The sequence below is a fragment of the Nocardia glycosmidis genome (assembly GCF_052545115.1).
The window spans coordinates 131,814-150,995 of record NZ_JBQWRH010000001.1; the positions used below are offsets into that span (position 1 = coordinate 131,814).

16 protein-coding genes, 2 tRNA genes and 1 pseudogene are annotated in these 19,182 nt (G+C 66.3%); 5 read left to right on the top strand and 14 right to left on the bottom strand.

All coding sequences use genetic code 11. The annotated features are described in order from the left end of the window. Nucleotides 1–7 precede the first annotated feature (7 nt). The 8 genes from ACT86A_RS00605 to ACT86A_RS00640 all read right to left on the bottom strand — a co-directional run bounded on the left by ACT86A_RS00605 (nucleotide 8) and on the right by ACT86A_RS00640 (nucleotide 7,644). Nucleotides 8–322 (bottom strand): hypothetical protein, encoded by a 315-nt coding sequence (locus ACT86A_RS00605; RefSeq protein ID WP_445089974.1) that lies wholly within the window; start codon nucleotides 320–322, stop codon nucleotides 8–10. A 124-nt stretch (nucleotides 323–446) separates the two neighbouring features. Then, on the bottom strand, nucleotides 447–1,103 hold the full coding sequence (locus tag ACT86A_RS00610) for a transglycosylase SLT domain-containing protein (protein ID WP_445089975.1): 657 nt from the start codon (nucleotides 1,101–1,103) through the stop codon (nucleotides 447–449). 794 nt (nucleotides 1,104–1,897) lie between these two features. Next, nucleotides 1,898–2,308: an arsenate reductase ArsC gene (locus tag ACT86A_RS00615; protein WP_445089976.1), complete on the bottom strand. Its 411-nt coding sequence runs from the start codon at nucleotides 2,306–2,308 to the stop codon at nucleotides 1,898–1,900. Between the two features lie 15 nt (nucleotides 2,309–2,323). Next, entirely contained in the window at nucleotides 2,324–3,067 is a 744-nt protein-coding gene (locus ACT86A_RS00620) for an MIP/aquaporin family protein (RefSeq protein WP_445089977.1), read from the bottom strand. Then, nucleotides 3,064–3,435: an ArsR/SmtB family transcription factor gene (locus ACT86A_RS00625; RefSeq protein WP_445089978.1), complete on the bottom strand. Its 372-nt coding sequence runs from the start codon at nucleotides 3,433–3,435 to the stop codon at nucleotides 3,064–3,066. Before ACT86A_RS00625 ends, ACT86A_RS00620 begins: the two co-directional genes overlap by 4 nt. Nucleotides 3,436–3,788: 353 nt before the next feature. Continuing rightward, nucleotides 3,789–5,120: a pyridoxal-phosphate dependent enzyme gene (locus tag ACT86A_RS00630; RefSeq protein WP_445089979.1), complete on the bottom strand. Its 1,332-nt coding sequence runs from the start codon at nucleotides 5,118–5,120 to the stop codon at nucleotides 3,789–3,791. After that, complete coding sequence (locus ACT86A_RS00635; RefSeq protein ID WP_445089980.1) at nucleotides 5,090–6,523, bottom strand: type III PLP-dependent enzyme domain-containing protein; 1,434 nt, start codon at nucleotides 6,521–6,523, stop codon at nucleotides 5,090–5,092. The genes ACT86A_RS00630 and ACT86A_RS00635 overlap by 31 nt, the downstream gene beginning before the upstream one ends. Continuing rightward, nucleotides 6,520–7,644, bottom strand: a complete 1,125-nt coding sequence (locus ACT86A_RS00640; RefSeq protein WP_445090302.1) for a heavy-metal-associated domain-containing protein — start codon at nucleotides 7,642–7,644, stop codon at nucleotides 6,520–6,522. Before ACT86A_RS00640 ends, ACT86A_RS00635 begins: the two co-directional genes overlap by 4 nt. A 441-nt stretch (nucleotides 7,645–8,085) precedes the next feature. Here ACT86A_RS00640 and ACT86A_RS00645 point away from each other — a divergent pair, with 441 nt between their 5' ends. Then, entirely contained in the window at nucleotides 8,086–8,712 is a 627-nt protein-coding gene (locus ACT86A_RS00645) for a YcnI family copper-binding membrane protein (protein ID WP_445089981.1), read from the top strand. A 295-nt stretch (nucleotides 8,713–9,007) separates the two neighbouring features. On the opposite strand, the gene ACT86A_RS00650 is transcribed toward ACT86A_RS00645, so the two are convergent. Then, a tRNA-Lys gene (locus ACT86A_RS00650) sits at nucleotides 9,008–9,080 on the bottom strand. A gap of 306 nt (nucleotides 9,081–9,386) precedes the next feature. Between ACT86A_RS00650 and ACT86A_RS00655 the strand changes: the two genes are divergently transcribed. Next, a complete protein-coding gene (locus ACT86A_RS00655) occupies nucleotides 9,387–10,619 on the top strand; it encodes a L,D-transpeptidase (RefSeq protein WP_445089982.1) in 1,233 nt (410 codons plus the stop codon). A gap of 168 nt (nucleotides 10,620–10,787) precedes the next feature. Here ACT86A_RS00655 and ACT86A_RS00660 read toward each other — a convergent pair whose 3' ends face one another. Together ACT86A_RS00660 and ACT86A_RS00665 are read right to left on the bottom strand one after the other, a co-directional pair. Continuing rightward, nucleotides 10,788–13,175: an ATP-binding protein gene (locus ACT86A_RS00660; protein WP_445089983.1), complete on the bottom strand. Its 2,388-nt coding sequence runs from the start codon at nucleotides 13,173–13,175 to the stop codon at nucleotides 10,788–10,790. A 61-nt stretch (nucleotides 13,176–13,236) separates the two neighbouring features. Further along, on the bottom strand, nucleotides 13,237–14,244 hold the full coding sequence (locus ACT86A_RS00665) for a LacI family DNA-binding transcriptional regulator (RefSeq protein ID WP_445089984.1): 1,008 nt from the start codon (nucleotides 14,242–14,244) through the stop codon (nucleotides 13,237–13,239). A 126-nt stretch (nucleotides 14,245–14,370) separates the two neighbouring features. Here ACT86A_RS00665 and ACT86A_RS00670 point away from each other — a divergent pair, with 126 nt between their 5' ends. From ACT86A_RS00670 to ACT86A_RS00680, 3 genes are read left to right on the top strand one after another with little or no spacing between them, the layout of a single operon-like run. Continuing rightward, a complete protein-coding gene (locus ACT86A_RS00670) occupies nucleotides 14,371–15,543 on the top strand; it encodes an acyl-CoA dehydrogenase family protein (RefSeq protein ID WP_445089985.1) in 1,173 nt (390 codons plus the stop codon). Beyond that, nucleotides 15,540–16,664, top strand: a complete 1,125-nt coding sequence (locus ACT86A_RS00675) for a CaiB/BaiF CoA transferase family protein (RefSeq protein WP_445089986.1) — start codon at nucleotides 15,540–15,542, stop codon at nucleotides 16,662–16,664. Before ACT86A_RS00670 ends, ACT86A_RS00675 begins: the two co-directional genes overlap by 4 nt. Before the next feature lie 35 nt (nucleotides 16,665–16,699). Then, entirely contained in the window at nucleotides 16,700–16,924 is a 225-nt protein-coding gene (locus ACT86A_RS00680; RefSeq protein WP_445089987.1) for a DUF3263 domain-containing protein, read from the top strand. Nucleotides 16,925–17,382: 458 nt separating this feature from the next. Here the strand turns inward: ACT86A_RS00680 and ACT86A_RS00685 are convergent. The 3 genes and pseudogenes from ACT86A_RS00685 to ACT86A_RS00695 all read right to left on the bottom strand — a co-directional run. Then, nucleotides 17,383–17,458 (bottom strand) — tRNA-His (locus tag ACT86A_RS00685). Between the two features lie 55 nt (nucleotides 17,459–17,513). Continuing rightward, complete coding sequence (orn, locus tag ACT86A_RS00690; protein ID WP_445090303.1) at nucleotides 17,514–18,167, bottom strand: oligoribonuclease; 654 nt, start codon at nucleotides 18,165–18,167, stop codon at nucleotides 17,514–17,516. Nucleotides 18,168–18,366: 199 nt separating this feature from the next. Next, nucleotides 18,367–18,930, bottom strand: a pseudogene (locus ACT86A_RS00695) (diaminopimelate decarboxylase family protein); the annotation flags it as partial. Nucleotides 18,931–19,182: the final 252 nt, after the last annotated feature.

The window sequence follows — 19,182 nt, forward strand, 5'->3', positions numbered from 1 at the left end:
TATCGATTCAGGACCAAGGCGTGATCGGCGGCTTGACCCAGAGCAGTTTCTCGTCGACGTGTTCGCGCCGCGCCGCGGGATGTTCCGGATGACGGGTGGCCCAGTCGTCCTTCTGCTTCAGCAGCTTCGCGACCGTCAGCCAGGTCTCGTCGGTGCTGGGCGGATTGGTCGCGGCGGCCCTGGCCAGCTTGCGTCGCACGGCCGCCGACATCGCGAGCACCTCGGCGCCGGTGATGCCGCGCTGCCAGAGGTAACCCGCCAGCCGGAGCGCTTTCTCGGTGCGGCTCTTGGCCGCCGCTTCGCTGTGTGCGTAATCGGTCATGGGGTGTCCATGGGGGTCGGAGATCCATCGACCATAGCCGACCGAGTGAGCTCGCCCGGAACACACAGCAGCCTCCCCATCGGCGGACGGGGAGGCTGTGTGGCTGTGGTTCTGTGTGTCTGGCTCAGTACGCGCTGTCGACGTTGTCCATCGTGCCGTAGCGGTGCGCCGCGTAGTTGCAAGCGGCGACGATGTTGGCGACCGGATCCCAGATATCCCAGGACGTGCCCTCGACGTGGTAGGCGCGGAAGGTCGGATCGATCACCTGCAGCAGACCCTTGGAGGGGATGCCCGCGGCGGCGTTGGAATCCCAGAGGTTGATGGCCTGCGGGTTACCGGAGGACTCGCGCATGATGTTGCGGTGGATCCCGTGGTAGCTGCCCGGGATGTTGTTCGCCGCCATGATGTCGAGCGCCTGCTGGATCCAGCCGTCCAGGTTGTCCGCGTACACCGGCGGGGCGGGCGGGGCCGGCGGGGCGGGCGGGGGCATCGGCGCCGGGACCGGCTCGGGGGCTGGAGCTGGAGCAGGCATGGGTGCGGGGACCGCCTCCGCGACCGGCTCGGCGATGACAGGTGCGGCGGCTGCGGGCGGCGCGACGGCGGGAGCGGGCGCGTCCTGCTGCTGCTCGGCCACCATGGTGATGCGAGACGGGACGCTGTCGTCGGCCATGGACGCTGCGGAGGAGGCTGCCACGGCCACCACGCCCACGGCGGCGACGGCGACGGTGATGGTTTCGCGAAGCGAGGGGCGGCGAAGGGTGGAAAGGCGTCTGTCAGGCATTGCGAATCGGTTCCTTGTTCGGGGACTTTCTCGATCCGGCCGCGTTCGGCCAGCACGGATCCTGCGGCGGACGCTCGTGGACGTTCGCCGAAACGGCCATGTGCTGTTGTGTACTTTTGTTGTGAGGGACATTCATGTCCCTGGAACACGGCGCGCTTCGTGCGTGCGGCGCCGGTTCGCCCTCGAGGGGCCTGGAGCGCGGTGTCGCGCGGACTCCGCATCCTGGATGCGAAGAAACGGGCGGAAGAATGGGGATTGCGGGTCCGTTACCGGATTCCCGCTCCACCGATCGCCTGGCTGACAGCTGCCACCCGAGCGATCGTTACCGAATCGGTGTCTATAACTCCTCGGCTTACCAAACTTCAGGTCGCTTTGTGACCTGATTGCAGAATGGTCACGCCAAGTGAACGCAGAATGAACCAGTTATGAATGAACGGGGTTTATGATCTTGGAAAGTCTAGGAGGCGGTGACGGACCGTCATCTGAGCTGGGAGTTTGCTGGTAAACCCAATGTGCGACAGGTCACAGAATTTTTCGGCCCGGCAGGCGGATTTCGGCGGTTGCGCGCGGTGGCTTCGTCCGAATTGAGACTCATGGTGCAGGTGAGACAAACCCCAGGTCACGCAAAGGTCACGGGTATTTCGGCTCGGTGGGCGTCGCCGTTACGGAGCCGGATTCGCCGGATGAGCGGTCGGCACGATCTTGGAACCCGCAGCGCCGGAGGGGGCGCGAAAAACCGGCCCGGCCGCGCAACCGTACCGGTCGGTCGCCGGATCATGGGGGTCCTTGTGGAGTCAGGTGCGGGCGGGCAGCAGCTCGGCGATCAGATCCTCGACGCGGGCGCGGATCTCGTCGCGGATCCGGCGCACCGACTCGATGCCTTTACCGGCGGGGTCTTCGAGGTTCCAGTCGCGGTAGCTGACGCCGGGCAGTACCGGGCAGGTGTCGCCGCAGCCCATGGTGATGACCACGTCGGAGGTTTCCACCGCGTCGTAGCTGAGGATCTTCGGGTATTGGCGGGTGATGTCGATACCGACCTCGTTCATCGCCTCCACCGCGGCCGGGTTCAGTGATTCGGCGGGCGCGCTGCCGGCGGAGCGGACCTCGATCGCCGCACCGGCGAGATGGGATAGGAAACCGGCGGCCATCTGGGAACGTCCGGCGTTGTGGACGCAGACGAACAGCACACTCGGGGTGGATGCCATGGGTGGAGAGTCCTTTCACGATTTGGTCGACAGATCCAGTTCCGGCGCGGTGTGCGGGACGGTGACGTTGTCCGCGGTCGAGGCGCTGTCGGGGTAGAGCCAGATGATCGCGGCCGAACCGATTCCGGCGCCGAGGATCTGCGCGGCGATGTAGCCGGGTGCGGAATTGGGTGCGATACCGGCGAAGGTGTCGGAGAACATACGGCCGACCGTGACGGCGGGATTCGCGAACGCGGTGGAGCTGGTGAACCAGTACGCCGCACCGATATAGGCACCGACCGCGGCCGCGGACAGGGCGCCGCGTCCGGTGCGGGCCAAGGCGATGATCACCATGATCAACCCGGCCGTGGCCACCACCTCACCCACAATGTGACCGCTGGTTATGCGGTCGTGGGTGGACACCTGGAAGGCATCCAGGTCGAACATGGCATTCGCCAGCACCGCACCCGCCGAAGCGCCGAGGATCTGGGCGACGATGTAGCCGCCGAGATCGGTTGCGGCGATGCCGGTGCCGCGGCGACGGCCCAGCAACCAATCTGCGATGGAGACAACCGGATTGAAATGCGCGCCCGATACCGGGCCGAACACCAGGATCAGCACACCGAGCCCGAACACGGTCGCGGTCGAGTTCTCCAGCAGCTGCAACCCGATATTGCCGGGGGAGAGTTGCTCGGCGGCGATCCCGGAGCCCACGACCAGCGCGACCAGCAATGCCGTGCCGAGGAATTCGGCGACCAGCCGACGACGCAGCCCGCTCATCGGCTGCTCACCGCTGGAACGCCGCCGTCGAGAAGATGTGAAAGCTGTTGCAGCGCGGCAGGTTCTACCCGGTAGTACACCCACGAGCCGCGGCGTTCACTGCCGAGCAGTCCCGCCTCACGCAACACCTTCAGATGGTGGGAAATCGTTGGTTGACTGACGTCGAATCCAGCCGAGACATCACAGACGCAGGCCTCCTGCCCGGCATGGCTGGCGATCAGGCTCAGCAATCGCAGTCGCACCGGATCCGACAACGCCTTGAACACCGTGGCCAACTCGGTCGCGGACTCGGCGGTCAACGGCTCGCGAATCATGGGCCTGACCTCACACGATGACGCAGCCGTGATCGACAACTCGGACTTAGACATCTGTCGATATTGACAGTCGTTGAATCCGGGAGCAAGCAAACAATCAGTGAACTCGGCAATCGCGCGCCCCGCGAACGCCGAATGAACCTCGCACGCGGGCCTACCAGCCGACCACTGCGCAGAACCGGGCGCCTCGCTGGAGCCCGTGGCACCGGTCCGGTCCGGGGCGTCGACGCTGCTGCTACTACCTGGGTTGACCGAACCGAGAACACCGAACACGAGACACAGGACGAGCGTGCGGGCGCCCATCGTGTTGGCCTGCCTGTGTGGGATCGTCGGCGATGGCTGCGGCGATACCAGCTTCCTGTCCCATCGTCACCGCGACCCGAAGCGCGTCCGCGACAGTCTCTTGCTCAGCGGCCGCGTTCCAGCGGAAGCCCGGCTTCGCGCCAGGCGGCGATGCCTCCAGCAAGGCTGTAGGCGTCATAGCCCGCGCGTCGTGCCAGCGCCGCGAAGTGTTGGGAGACCCGCCCGACCGGACAGACGAACACCAGCGGACGGGATCGGCAGAACGGCATCTGCCGGTCGGCCCATTCCTCGAGGAAGTCGTCGCGCAGATTCACCGCGCCCGGAATGTGCGCCACGCGATAGGCCATCGCGCCGCGGGTATCGACGACGGTCAGCCGCTGCGTGCGGTCGGCTTCCGCCAGGCCCTCGGGTGTGAGGCGCGCAACCGCGGCCAGTTCGCTCGGCTGGGGCGGCGCGGGGCGGCGTTCGTCATCGAACAGCTCCGGTCTCCGCGCCCGCAGATACGACAGGTATGGCTCGAGCCGATCACAGACGATCACTACGGCGACCAGATCCGGGTCATCGGGGCCCAGTGCCGCCGCCGCGGATCGCGATATGTCGAGAGCTGCCGCGTAGGCGGCTCCGGAGGTGGGGCCGGCGAGCACGCCGTATCGGTGGGCGAGAGCCAGCGTGGCTCGCACCGCGGTGTCGGCATCGACGGCGATGATGCGGTGGTAGAAGTCGGGTTGGAACAGTCCGACATCCCACATCTCGGTTTCCGAGCGGATGCCGGGGATGAAGTCGTCGCGCGCCGACACGACACCGATCGTGCGCAGGTCGGGGTTATGTTTTGCCAGGTAGGACGCGGTGCCGCGGGTGGAGCCGGTGGTGCCGAGCCCGCCGATGACGTAGTCCACCCGGTCGATGCCCGCCTCGGCCAAGGATTCGCGGATCTCGCGGCCGGTTCCGTGGTGGTGTGCTTCGACGTTGCGTTCGTTGGTGTATTGGGAGGCGTGATACCAGCGGTCGGGTTCGCGGGCGGTGGTCCCGGCGATCACCGAGGAGACATCGTCGGGGGCGGTGGGGTCGGGGCACTCCGACAGACCTGGGAGTTCCACGATATCGGTGCCGAGTAGCCGCAGCATGTCACGGACCTCGGTGACTTTGATGCGGTTGGTCACCGCGCGCAGTTCGATTCCGTGCATGGCGCCGAGCACGCGCAGAGCTTTGGCGGTGTTGCCGCTGGAGGCTTCCAGGAAGGCGCGGCCCTCGGCGCGGATCGTGGGAAGTTCATCGCGGATCATGCCCCAGGCGGTTCGGTCCTTGACCGAACCGAAGGGATTGTGCGATTCCAGTTTCGCGAACAGCTGTACCCGTGGGAGTCCGTGGACCGCGGGGTCGAGGCGCAACAGCGGTGTGTCGCCGATCAATTCGGTGATGCTGTCGTGCGGTCGCACAGTTCCTCCTGGACAACTCGATAGTCGGCGTCGGGCACGACGACGAATCCGGACGATCCGCGGGTGACCGCGAACTTGGGCGCAGGCGGATGCGCAGCGGCCGTGGCCGCGGACAGATCCGAGTGATAACCGGCGGTGTTGGTGAAGACGAGCAGGTCACCGGGGCGGGGCCGGAACGGAAGCCGCACCGCCCGGTTACTGACCATGTCGCGCTCCAGACACAACCGTCCCGCGAGGAACACACGCACCGGTTCGGGGGCGGGTGGCGTGCCCACCGGAATCAGCTGCGGGTCGAGGAGAATTTCCTGATCGGCGGGGGTGACCGTGTCACGGCTGATGTCGAGATTCACCAGTATCGTGCCGTCGGACAGTTCCTTGGTGAACTCCACCGAGGCCACTGTGATACCGGCATGGTCGACCAACGCCTTGCCCGGTTCCAGCCACAGCTCGAGCATGTTGTCGCACAGTAGCGCCGCCAGCGACCTGCGGTGGCCGGGCACGGCGGCATCGAGTAGTTCGGTCAGGGCAGTGGCAGGCGCGACGGTGTTCGCGTACTTGTGGAACACCGGCGTGCCGCGCACTATGTCGCCGTCGACGTGGTAGCCGAAGGTGGCATTCGCCCATGCCAAGCGCTCACCTCGGCCACGCAGCGAATCACGCAGTGCCAGCGTGTAGCTGTCGAAGCAGGCGGCATCGGCGGTGAACACCTGCCGCAGACCGCCACCGATATCGAGCACCGATGGCTCGAGACCACGCGCCCAGGCATCCTCGAGCAGGGGCAGGCACGCCGCGACGGCGCGGAGCCGGTCGCGAGACTCGGCGGTATCGAGGTGAAAAGAGAACCCCCGCAACATAACTCGGTCACCGAACGAATGCAGAGCGGACAATGCCTGCGGTATCGCGGACGGCACGATACCGAAGCGGCTGGTCGCGGTCCCCGCTATCTCGCCGACCCGTAGCAGAACCGGCACCGGATCGTCGGCGAGCTGACCGATCCGCTCCAACTCCCACAGATTGTCGACGTTGATCGTGACACCCGCGGTCACCAGACGCCGCAGAAATCGGTCCCCCTTGGGGCCGGTCGCCTCGATGCGGTCAGCCGTGAAGCCCGCCGCCAGCGCGTTGTCCAGCTCACCGCTGGAGGCGATATCGATATCGATACCTGCTCGCTCCGCGGTCACGACAAAGGCACGGGAACGATTCACCTTGTGCGCGTAGCAGATCCGATGCGAGAGCTCGCGTCTGTCGAGCACCGTGCGGATCGCGTCGAGATTGCGTTGGAAGACCTCCGGAAACACCATATGCAGAGGTGTGTCGTGCTCAGCGGCAAACGTGACGACCGCGGTGTCGATGAACTCCGCGACCACAGGGTCGACCACGGCCGGAATCGGCGGCGGGATCATCCATCCGAATTCGTGGTCGAGACCGCGACCGCCGCCGCGAGCGTGGTCGGGTTGTAGCCGCTGTCACGCAACGCCGCGAAGGCACGTTCGCGATTGCGGGGACTGCGGAATTCGGCGCGCACGGTCTTACGATCGAGGTCGATGTCGTGGACGACGATGTCCATCGAGGCCAGCACCGAGCCGATTGTCAGGACACAGTGTTTGCAGTTCATGTCCGGCACCGCGAACGTGGCTTCGGAGCCGTTCTCGGAGAGGTCGTCCTCGCGCAATCCCGCACGAATCTCACATCGCTCGACAGCAAGCGCGAACGCGGCGACGAATCTGTCGACCACCAGCGGCAACAGCGTCAGGACCTCGGCACCCGCCCGATGCGGCATGCTTGCCAAACAGGCCGGTCGCTGCCCCGTCGGCAGCAGCGCGTACTGACGGGAGATGAGATCGAGCTCGTCGTGATACTTCGCGATCGCTTGCTCGGTATCCAATCCCTCCACGGTGCGCGCCTCGTCCATGACCGCATGCGCTCGGTCGATGGTCGCGTCCTTCATCGCCTGCAACGTCGTCACGGTGTCCGAGCTGTAGCGCAGCCGTCCATCGGAATCAGTGTGCAGCGTCACCGGAATCATCCCGCGCCGATAAGTCGACGCCTGCAACTCCCAGAACCATCGGGTCGCCACTGCCAGGAACAGTCCGGAATCCCGCAGTGCGAATGCGAACTCCGCCGCCGAGGTGTACGGGGTGTGGTGCGAGAGCAGTGCGTGCTGGACCAACGCCCGTGCGGTGGCCTCCAACCCGACCCGGAAGATATCCAAGGGTTCGTGATCGGTGGTGGTCGCGGCCAACACCATCCGAGCCTGCTCGTCCAGACTGTTCACTCGACCGAGGAAGCCCTGGTCGGCGCGCAGTGCGTGCCAGAGCGCGAGAAACGCGCTACGCGCGGCGATCGGCACGATCGGTCCCAGTCCATCCGCATGGAAGTGGCCCGTATTCGCGACACCGTCCTCGTCGAGCCAACCGACTCGATGCGTCGCCGAAGAGACCTGTTCGGCCCGGCACGGCTGCATGAACCGCTCCAGATACAACCGCTGCGACAATGTCAGATGCGAGTCGGGCTCGAAAACCATTGGCACTGAGTAATAGTCGATAGCCGTTGCAGAAGGGACGACGCCGGTCAGGAACTCGCCCGACCCCGCGAGCGCGGTAAGGATTCGAGATGCGGTCCGACGGTCGTACAAGGCGCTGCGGTCGGCACTCAAAGGACCTCCCGATCCAATAGCAGGCGATCTCGGCCACGGCCGCAGCCCATGGGGGCCATACGTTTTCAACGATACCGGCCGGTGCTGGAGTGGTCGATCGATCGAGATCAACTCATCCGAAACGCACCAGGAACGCGAGCAAGAACCTCGTGTACGAGTCGGGGTCGCGGTAGCGCTGTGTCGCCGGACGTGCCGATATCCCTGGTAAAGGGGCATTGCGGGGCTATCGTCACTACGGAGCATCAGTTGCGTTCGATTCCTTTTCCAGAAGGAGTGATCTCGACGATGAATAAATCTCGGCTTGGACGTGTGGGTTCGGCCGGTGCCGCCGCCGCAGCCGTGCTGATCGCCGCAGCTCCCGCATCGGCTCATGTCACGGTGTCGGCGCCGGACGCGGCGCGCGGCGGTTCGGCGGTGCTGGTGTTCCGGGTGCCCAACGAATCGGCGACCAATAGCCCGACCGTCGAGTTGACGGTCCAGTTTCCGGGGGTAACCGATGTCGATACCGAGGCAGTGCCTGGCTGGAAAGCGGTAGCTCGCAAGGACGGCAACGTCACCGCCATCACCTGGACCGCCGATGCGGGCGGTGGGATCGGGCCGGGACAGTTCGGTCAGTTCTCGGTGCTGGCCAATGGACTGCCCGATACGGACGAAATCACTACGCCCGCGATACAGACCTATGCCGACGGCCAGGTCGTCAAGTGGGATCAGTCCGCCACCGATCAGGGTGAACCCGAATACCCCGCCCCGACCTTGGCTTTGGCGGCCAAACAATCCGGTGGGGCCGAGAACCATGGCGACATTCCGGCGATGTCGACCAGCAGCGGGTCCTTCAGCGATGACACCGCGCGCCGGCTCGGCATCATCGGTATCGTGCTCGGCGCGCTCGGTCTGCTCGCCGGTGTCGGCACGGCGGTGATGCGGCGCAAGTCGTGATCTGAACCGCGGATCTCGATCGGTCGTACCGGGCATGGATCAACAGATGACCGAGCGCGGCTGAATCTCCGCGGTATCGGGACCTGCTATGCCGACGGGTCCGTGGCGATGATCGCCGGGCCCGCGGTGGCCGCAGTGATCTGCGCGGTCTGGCTGGGGATCGCAGGCTCAGCGGCCATGCTGGAGCTGAAGCTGGGAACGGCCGACTGAGGAACTATTGGGGGGCTTTTGGTGACGGTCCGCTAGAACGGACCAAGCCTGCCCGATGATATCGGGCCTGACCTGCTAATTTGGGTGCGCCATCAGGGACTCGAACCCCGAACCCGCTGATTAAGAGTCAGCTGCTCTGCCAATTGAGCTAATGGCGCGCGCAGCGTGTGTTTCCGCTGCGGGACAAACCTTAACAGGCTGGGGTACTAGAAGTGAAATCGCGCCCTGAACGGCGTCGATGCGGTGTCTTGCCGCGTGGTAACGCCGGGCCGCGCCGAGTTGATCTATCGGTTGTAACGCTGCAGTGACGGACCACGTGTTCACATTGGCCCAGGCATGGCGTCCTGGCAGAATGTCCGATTGTGGTCCCGACCGCCCGTAACAGGGCGGGTGAGCGGCGTGGCGGTTGGTATCCGAAGCCATCGGTGTGTTCCGGGAGCACCGAGACTTGAAACGGGGTTGAAATGAGCGTTGGTCAGGGTCGTCGTAGACCGTCCGGACGGTGGTCGGTACGCGCGATCGCCGCACCTGTCATTGTTGTTGTAGTTGCCGCACTGGCGTCGACCGGGTGTTCGTCATCCGATGCTTCGCACGCCGCGCAGGTGGTCATCGATCGCAACCCCATTACGGAGTTGATCAAGCCCAAACTGCTCTCTCCGATCAAGGACGGTGAGGTCGGGGTCTCGCCTGGGATGCCGATGACATTCAAGGTCGAGGACGGCAAATTCACCAATGTGACCTTGGTCAGCCCGCAAGGCAAGCCGGTGAGCGGCAAGCTGGCCGCCGATGGACGGTCCTGGGAGACCGCCGAGGTACTCGGCTATGGCAAGACCTACCGGCTGAAGGCCGACGCGATCGGGCTCGGTGGCGCGAACTCCGCGACGCTGAGCTTCACGACCAGCTCGCCGGGCAACCAGACCAAGCCCTATCTGGTCCCGGGCGAAGCGGAAGTGGTCGGCATCGGCCAGCCGGTAGCCATCCAGTTCGACGAGAACATTCCCGACCGCAAGGCCGCGCAGGCCGCGATCAAGATCACGACCGAGCCGTCGGTGGAGGGCGCGTTCTACTGGGTGAACAACCGCGAGGTGCGGTGGCGGCCGGAGCATTTCTGGGCGCCGGGGACGAAGGTGAACATCGACGTGAACGTCTACGGACGCAACCTCGGTGACGGGCTCTACGGCCAGGACAACATCCACTCGTTCTTCACCATCGGCGACGCGGTGGTCTTCACCGCCGACGACAACACCAAGCAGGTGACCGTCGAGCAGAACGGTCAGGTGATCCGGACCATGCCGACCTCGATGGGCAAAGACAGCACGCCCACCGACAACGGCGTCTACATCGTGGCCGACCGCCACGAGAAGATCATCATGGATTCGTCGACCTACGGCGTGGCGGTCAATTCCCCGGACGGGTACAAGACACCGGTGGACTTCGCGACGCGACTGTCCTACAGCGGCATCTTCTTCCACTCGGCACCGTGGTCGGTCGGTGCGCAGGGCTACAGCAATACCAGCCACGGCTGTCTGAATCTCAGTCCGGCGAACGCGCAATGGGTCTTCCAGAACGCCAAGCGCGGTGACATCACGATCGTGAAGAACACCGTGGGCGGCACCCTCTCCGGCGTGGACGGCTTGGGCGACTGGAACATTCCGTGGTCGGTCTGGAAGGCCGGCAACGCGGACGACAACCGCTGAGCCACAGCAGGATAACGCCGAACGCGCCACCCGGGAAGCCAGGGACCACGCGGTCGTCGCAACGCTCTCGATCGAGAGGTTGCGACGACCGCGTTGTTTCGGAGGATGCGGCCCGGACGAGGTGGACATGTCGTCGGCTATCAGTGCCGCACAGACGTTTCCGCCGTGTCAGGTCGGTGCCGGCTGTTGGATCGGGACTCTCCAGGTCCACGTGGTGTCGCCGGGCGGCGCCACGGTGACCTCGAGTGTGGCGTGCCGGGCGGTGAGCACCGGGGGAAGCAGGTCGGTGTCGCCGGCCGATGGGGGCGGGATAACCGTGCCGGCGGTAGTCGTTTCGGTGATGGTGAGAGTCAGCTCACGGTCATCGAGATCGGCGGTGAGCGCGATCTTGTCCGGGTGGCGGCGGGCGATGGTCGCGACGAGGTGGTGGGCGGCGTCGTGCAGAGCGTCGCCGAGAGTGTCGTCGAGGGTGTCGAACCTCCCCCGGAACGTCGTGGCCGAGTGGACGCCGAGAGTTTCCGCGGTATCGCCGATCAGGCCCGACAGCCGGACGCAGAGATCGGCGCTGGTGGTGGGGGTGTCCAGTTCGTTGATGGTGAGCCGGATCTGGTCGATGACGGCATCGAGTTCGGTGACGGCGGCATCGAGGCGATCGGCCACGGCGCCGACCCGGATCAGGGGCCGGGTTCCGCTGAGTTGCAGGCTGAGGGCGAACAAGCGATGCACGACGGTGCGGTGCAGTTCCAGAGCGATGCGTTCGCGTTCGCCGGCGATCCGCAGTGTACGGAGTCGAGATTCGGCGAGGCGGAGGTTGACCAGGTTGTCGACGCGGGCTTGCAGTTCGGTGACATCGAAGGGTTTGGGCAGGTAGTCGTTGGCGCCGACGCGCAGTAGGGCCAGCCGTGATCGGTCGTCGGCTCGGGCGCTGAGGATCAACACCGGGGTGTTGGTGAGTGTGGGGTCGGCGCGGACCCGGGTGAGAAGTTCGTCGCCGGCCATGTTCGGCATCATGAGGTCGCAGACGAGCAGGTCGGGCCGGTGGCGGCGGGCGAGGTCCAGCCCATCTCGGCCGTCGTGGGCGGCCAGTACGCAGTATCGAGCCGACAGCGTGCGCCGCAACAGGGCGTTCAGATCCGGGTTGTCCTCGATGACGACGACGACCGGCTTCGCCGTCTCGCCGGTGTATTCGAGGTCCGGCGCCGGTGCCGGTGCCGGTGCGGTGGGGGTGAATTCGGCGAGCGCCTCGCCGGCGGTGGTCGGCTGTGGTGCGGATTCGGCGTCGGCACCCGCGCGGACCGGAGTGCCGGCCGGCGCGGATATGGGCAGGTCGATGGTCACCAATGCGCCGCCTTCGGGTGCGTCTGTGATGCGGATATCGCCGCGGTGCAGCCTGACCAGGTCACGGACGATGCTCAAGCCCAGCCCGGTTCCGGGCGTCGAGCGGGCCACACCGCCGTCGAGTTGCCGGAAGCGGTCGAAGACGGCGTCTCGGTGTGCTGCGGGGATACCGGGACCGCTATCGGCTACCTCGATCACGACGTGACCGCGCTCCGGCCGAACCGCGCAGCGCACGATCCCGTTGGTGCCGGTGTATTTGAAGGCGTTCGACAGCAGGTTGACCAGTATCCGCTGCAGATGTTCCGGGTCCAGCTCGGCGATCGCCGACCGGGTGTCGACGACGAATTCGGTGCTGCGGTCGAGTGCCACCGATTCGAAGAACGCGGTGCTGAGGCGGGCCTGTTCGGCGATGTCGACCCGGGTGTAGTCCGGTCGCACCGCGCCCGCCTCCAGCCGGGAGGCATCGAGCAGGTTGTTCACCTGCCGCAGCAGGATCTGCGCGTTGCGGATGATCATCTCTAGGCCGCCGCGGGCCGGATCCTGGTCGGGCACGGCATCGAGCAGTTGCTGCGCCGGCGTCAGGATCAGCGTCAGCGGGGTGCGCAGTTCGTGGCTGACGTTGGCGAAGAATTGGCTTTTCAGCTCGTCGAGCTCCTTGGTACGCGCATACAACTCGGTGAGTTCGGCGTTGGTCTCTTTGAGCCGACGGCTGGTCTCGGCCACCTCGTGGGCACGGGTGAAGACTTCCTGCTCCATGCGTTCGGTGGCGGCGTGCAGGTGCGCGGTTTCCTGTTGCTGGGCGGCTTCGGCAGCCTGTAGCCGCATGAACTCGGTGACGTCTTCGACTCGGTGAACGATGTAGCGCAACCGGCCGCGCGAGTCACGGATCGGTGAGTTGGACGGGCTCCAGAACCGTTGCTCGAAACTGCCGTCCGGCTGGCGGATGTCGTAACGCTGCACCGCCATCGCATCGGTGACCCCGCCGCGCAAGACGCGCTCCAGCGAAACTCGCAGGTTGCGAGCCCCCTCCGCTGCCGTGTCATCGGGATTGTCGGGAAAAATCTCGAAAATGCCGTGACCGACGACCTGATCGCGGTCGATCATCGTCGCCTGCGCATACGCGTCGGTCACCGCCACGACCCGAAGGTCGGGGTCGAGCACCAGATACAGATCCGGCGCGGCTTCGAACAGCCGTCGAAAATCGACTTGGCCAAGCACCCTGCGCCTCCTGTGCACCAGACGTGCCTGCGTAAATCGTATCGGTCGCCCGCTCTGCTCGTCAGGTGGTGGCGCGCACGACCAGCTCGACGGGCAGCAGTCGTGGGTCCGGCTCCCGCCCGTCCACCATGTCCAGCAGCGCCCGGATGGCGGCCGCCCCGATGTCGCGGGCGGGGGAGCGGATCGTGGTGAGCGGAACCGGAAGCTGGGCGACGGTCGGGATGTCGTTGTATCCGATGAGTGCGAGATCCTCGGGAACCCGCAAGCGCAGATCGCGGGCGACGCCCAGGACGCCGAGCGCCACGGTGTCGGACACAGCGAAAACTGCTCGAGGCCGATCGGCTGCGTCCAGCAGTGCGTGCCCCGCTTCGATGCCACCGTCGACGTCGAAACTCGATCGGCGCACGCGCCGGGGCGACAGCGGTATGCCCGCGTCGGCGAGTTCGGCTGTGCAGCCGGCCAATCGGTCGTTCGCAGTGCTGGCGTGTGCGGGACCGGCGATGATCGCGATGTCGGCGTATCCCCGGTCGAGCAGGTGCCGGGCGGCCAGGCGCCCGCCCCGAACGTCGTCGGCTCCGACGAACGGTAACCCCGCCTCGCCGTGCCGTGTGACGGCGACCATCGGAACACGGCCGACCGGCAGCGAGTCGACGAAGGCGCGGCCGGGCGTATGCAAACCGCTGAGCAGCAGCCCGTCGACCTGCCTGCCGACCAGAAGCTCGATGGCCCGGCGCTGCGCGGCGAGGTTGTCGGGAGGACTCGACAGCAGGACGGAGTACCCGGCACGCGTAGCGGCCTCTTCGATGCCCTGATAAGTCGTGGCGACCACGCCGTCGGTGAGCCGGGGCATGACCACACCGAGGGTGGTGGTCCTGCGGGTCCGCAGGCTCGCCGCCCAGAGATTGCGCTGGTACCCGAGTTCGTCGGCGGCCGCTCGAACCCGCAGGGCCGACTCCGACCAGCCGTCCACCGGTTCGGGCTGACGCAGCACGCGCGACGCGGTCGACACGTGGACGCCCGCTCGTTCGGCGATCTCCCTCAACGTCGGTGCTCGGCCAGGTCCGTCCATGCGGTGGTCCTGCTTTCCCTCGGCGGTTGACCATTGCTGTTCGCCCCTCTACGTTAATGGATGCAATCGTTTGCGCAATCGTTCTCGCAAACGTTCTCCAACTAGTTTCCAGTCGCCGGAGGAAAGATGTCTCAGCCACAGTCGCTGACCCAGTTGTTCGCGCTCGATTCCCTGCTCGAACCCGAGGAGATCGCGATGCGTGACACGGTGCGCGCGTTCGCCGCCCAGCGGATCCGGCCGCATATCGCCGGGTGGTTCGACGACTCCGTCCTTCCGGCCCGCGAACTCGCCGAGGAACTCGGTGCGCTTGGCGTGCTGGGTATGCACCTCGAGGGGTACGGCTGCGCGGGCACCAGCGCCACCGCCTATGGATTGGCCTGCCTCGAGCTCGAAGCGGTCGACTCGGGCATCCGCAGCTTGGTTTCCGTGCAGGGCTCCCTCGCCATGTTTTCGATCCATCATTGGGGCAGCGAGGAGCAGAAGCAGCAATGGTTGCCCGCGATGGCGGCGGGTAAGGCCATCGGCTGCTTCGGGCTGACCGAGCCGGATTTCGGATCCAATCCCGCGGGCATGCGCACCTATGCCGTGCGCGATGGCAGCGACTGGATCCTCAACGGCACCAAGATGTGGATCACCAATGGCTCGATCGCCGACGTGGCGGTCGTCTGGGCACAGACCGAGTCCGGTGTCCGCGGGTTTGTCGTCCCGGCCGGCACTCGGGGATTCTCGGCGCCGGAGATCCATCGGAAGATGTCGTTGCGCGCCTCGGTCACCTCCGAATTGGTGCTCGACGATGTACGGCTGCCCGCCTCGGCGCAGTTGCCGAACGCCGAGGGGTTGCGCGGTCCGCTGACCGCGCTGAACGAGGCCCGGTTCGGCATCGCCTTCGGAGCGCTCGGCGCGGCACGGGACTGCCTGGAGATCGCGATCGACTACGCCCGGACCCGCGAGGTGTTCGACAAGCCACTGGCGGCGTTCCAGCTGACCCAGGCCAAGATCGCCGATATGGCCGTGGCGCTCGGCACCGGACACCTACTGGCCTACCAGTTGGGCCGGATCAAGGACCGCGGTGCGCTCACCCCCGAACAGATCAGCACCGGAAAGCTCAACAATGTTCGGGTGGCGATCGCGATCGCCCGGCAATGCCGCACGATTCTCGGGGCGAACGGCATCACGCTGGAATACCCCGTGATCCGGCACGCCAACAACCTCGAATCCGTGCTCACCTACGAAGGCACATCGGAGATGCATCAGCTGACGATCGGCAAGGCGCTGACCGGCGAGGCGGCCTTCCGGTGAGTGGCGCGCTCGACGGTTTGGTGATCGCGGACTTCGGCAGGGTGCTCGCCGGGCCGTACGCGACGATGTTGCTCGCCGACCTCGGGGCCGAGGTGGTGAAGGTGGAACGCCCGGGAAGCGGCGACGACACGCGGAGCTGGGGGCCACCATGGGCCGCGGGCGAATCGACGTACTTCCTCGCGGTCAATCGCAACAAGCGGTCGGCCGCCATCGACCTGACCTCTGCGCCGGGCCGCGCCGCCGCACGATCGCTCGCCGAGCGAGCCGATGTCGTGGTGGAGAACTTCCTACCGGGCACCATGGATCGGCTCGGCCTCGGCTACGAAACACTGCGGGAAATCAATCCCGGTCTGGTGTACTGCTCCATCACGGGGTTCGGTGGCGAACATGTCTTGCCCGGATACGACCTGCTCATCCAAGCCGCCGGGGGACTGATGAGCATCACCGGCCCCGATCCTGCCACGCCGACGAAAGCGGGCGTGGCGGTGGTGGACGTGATCACCGGGCTGCACGCCGCACTGGGGATCCTCGCCGCCCTGCGGCACCGTGACCGGACCGGAGCGGGTCAGCGCGTCGAAGTGAATCTGCTGTCGTCGCTGTTGTCGGCGCTGACAAACCAGGCGTCGAGCTACGTCGCCGCGGACGTTGTACCGCGGGCGATGGGCAACAGTCACCCGAGCATCGCGCCCTACGCGGTGTTCCGGACCGCCGACCGGCCGCTCGTGCTGGCTGTCGGAAACGACCGGCAGTTCACCGAGTTGGTTCGGGTGCTCGGCACGCCCGAGCTGGCGGCCGACCGGCGTTTCGCCACCAATGCCGGCCGCGTCGCGCATCAGCACGAACTCGCCGAGATCTTGCACGAGCGGTTGGCCGCCGACACCGCCGACGCCTGGTTCGACGCGCTGAACGAGGCTCGGGTGCCGTGCGGTCCGGTCAACGACATCGCCGAGGCGGTCGCGCTCGCTGACCGGCTCGGCCTCGGGCCGGTGGTCGAGATCGCCGACTCGGAGCGGGGGACAGTCGTCCGCCAGATCGCGAACCCCATCCGGCTCAGCGCCACGCCCGCTCGCTATCGGACGCCACCGCCACGCCTGGACGCCGACGAGGCTTGCGTATCGTGATCCCGTCGCCGTTGCAGCACTGAGGATCAGCGCACATGGACTGTTTCGACAACGACATCTTGGAGTTCGCCACCGTGTGGGCTCCTTACGGCGGCAACGACGCCGAGGCCTACCTGCGATTCGGACTCACCTCCACGGAGTTCCACACTCGGCTGATCCGACTTCTGGGCTCGCCCGCCGCACGAGCTCTCAGCAACATGACCGTCGCCGCGTTGCGTGACCAATGCGCTGATCGGCTGGCCCGCGGGTCGGGGCGGTAGGCCGCTCGTCAGGCGGTGCCTCGTCCCATGCGCGGCCTGCCCTCGTGACACCCGGTGAACCGCTGAAGCTCGACAAGCTGGACCGGTCCGTCCCCCGGACCGCGGGATGGCCTGGTCGAGGTCACGCGGTCGAAGGGACGCCGAGGCTCACGACAGGTTCCAGTATGCGGGTGGCTCGAGTGACCCCGACCGGGGAAGCTGTCCGGGTTTTGCGGCAACCAGTCCGTTGGCCCGCGGCTGGGCGAACCAGATGCGCTCGTCGAACCGGATGCGGCGCACCACTTTCCGGAAACGACTGAAGTCCAGGAGGCGATTGCCGCCGCGAAAGCGGGCGTAATCGATCTACTCGTCGTCTACCGGGTAGAACGATTCCGGTGGTCGATATCGTCGACGCTGAAGAATCTGCTGGTCATAGTGCGCGAACCGCCCCGGGGGGCCGGTTCGCGCACTATGACGTTTGGGGTGAGCGACGGGACTCGAACCCGCGACAGCCAGGATCACAACCTGGTGCTCTACCAACTGAACTACGCTCACCATCGCCGGTGAACAACCGGCGGGCTAGATATTAGCGTGTTACCCCGCCTACTCCCTAATCGGCTTCTGGCGAGCCGTTGACCTGGGCTGATCCAATCCGGTCTTCGGCGACTTCTTCGACGACCGCGTCGGCCACCTCGGCGGCGACCGCGGCGATCTCAGTGGTGGATGGTCCGGGCGGGGCGACGAACGCGGTGCGCCGGTAGTACTCCAGCTCGCGGATGGACTCCTTGATGTCGGCCAGCGCACGGTGGCTCAGGCCCTTCTCCGGCTGGCCGAAGTAGATGCGCGGGTACCAGCGCCGGCACAGCTCCTTGATCGAGCTCACGTCGACCATCCGGTAATGCAGGTGGGCGTCCAGCAGCGGCATGTCTCTGGCGATGAAGCCGCGGTCGGTGGCGATCGAGTTACCGGCCAGCGGCACGGTACGGGGGGTCGGGATGTACTCGCGGATGTAGTCGAGCAGTCGCTGCTCGGCCTCGTCGAGAGTGACCGTGGAGCGGCGGACCTCGTCGGTCAGGCCGGATCGGGCGTGCATCTCGGCGACCACTGCGGGCATCGCGGCCAGCGCGTCGTCATCGGCGTGGATGACGATGTCGACGCCCTCGCCGAGGATGTTGAGATCGCTGTCGGTCACGAGTGCGGCCACCTCGATCAGCTTGTCGCTGTCCAGGCGAAGGCCGGTCATCTCGCAATCCATCCACACCATATATTTGTCGGACACTCGTGCAACATTAGCCGGGACCGCGGCCTCTTCGGCACCGCGCCGCCGCTGAGCGCGATTTCGCGACGACCGGCGGTTACGTAGGGGTCCGAAGCCCGCTGGGGTCGGTACCGCGCGCAGTACGTCTACCGCTGCCCGAACGTGGCGTGCCGCAACCAGATCATCGAGCCCGCGTCGCCGGGTATCAGCGGCCGACGTCGCGGGCCAGAGGATCGGCGGACGTCTCCCGACGCACCAGTTCCCGGGCGCGGCAGTCGCGGACGGCGATGATCGGTGGGCGGCCGACACCGTTGTAGGCCGATGCGAGGCTGTGGTGGTAGGCGCCTGTGCACGGCATCGCGAGCACTTCGCCCGGACGCAGATCGGCCGGCAGCCGCACGTCCGTGGCGAGGAGGTCACCCGCCTCGCAGAAACGGCCCGCGACGGTGGCGGTCATCTGCGGACCACACGGATGGCGGCTGGCGACCACCGCGCCATAGAGCGCGGCACGCGGGTTGTCACCCATGCCGTCGTCCACGGTGACGTAGGTGTGTCCGCCGTCGATGTGTTCGACCGAGAGCACCCGGTACAGCGTCACACCGGCTCTGGCGACGATGGCCCGGCCGGGTTCCATGGCGATGACCGGACGCGGGAAGCGGTGCCGGGCGCAGGCGGCGTCGAGGGCGTCCTCCAGGATGTCGGCGAGTTCGGCGAGGTTGAGCTCGGCGTCACCGGCGCGGTAAGCCACCGCGTGACCACCGCCCAGATGTCGGCGAGAGCAACGCCGCCGACCGTGATCCTGCCGTCAGCGTCGTAGTGCGTGTCCCGCGGCCAGATCGCGGGATCGAGGCGTGAGGGTGATCCCGACCGTAAGGACGGGAGTAGGTCGAGCAGCGTCACGGTGTTCTCCTGAATCGTCCCCGCTTTCTCGGAATGCGGGGCCGACGCCAGGACTACGCCGGGTGACGGGGCAGTGGGCTGGTCATTTGCGCATTCTTGACCACCCGCTGGTCCTTCTTGA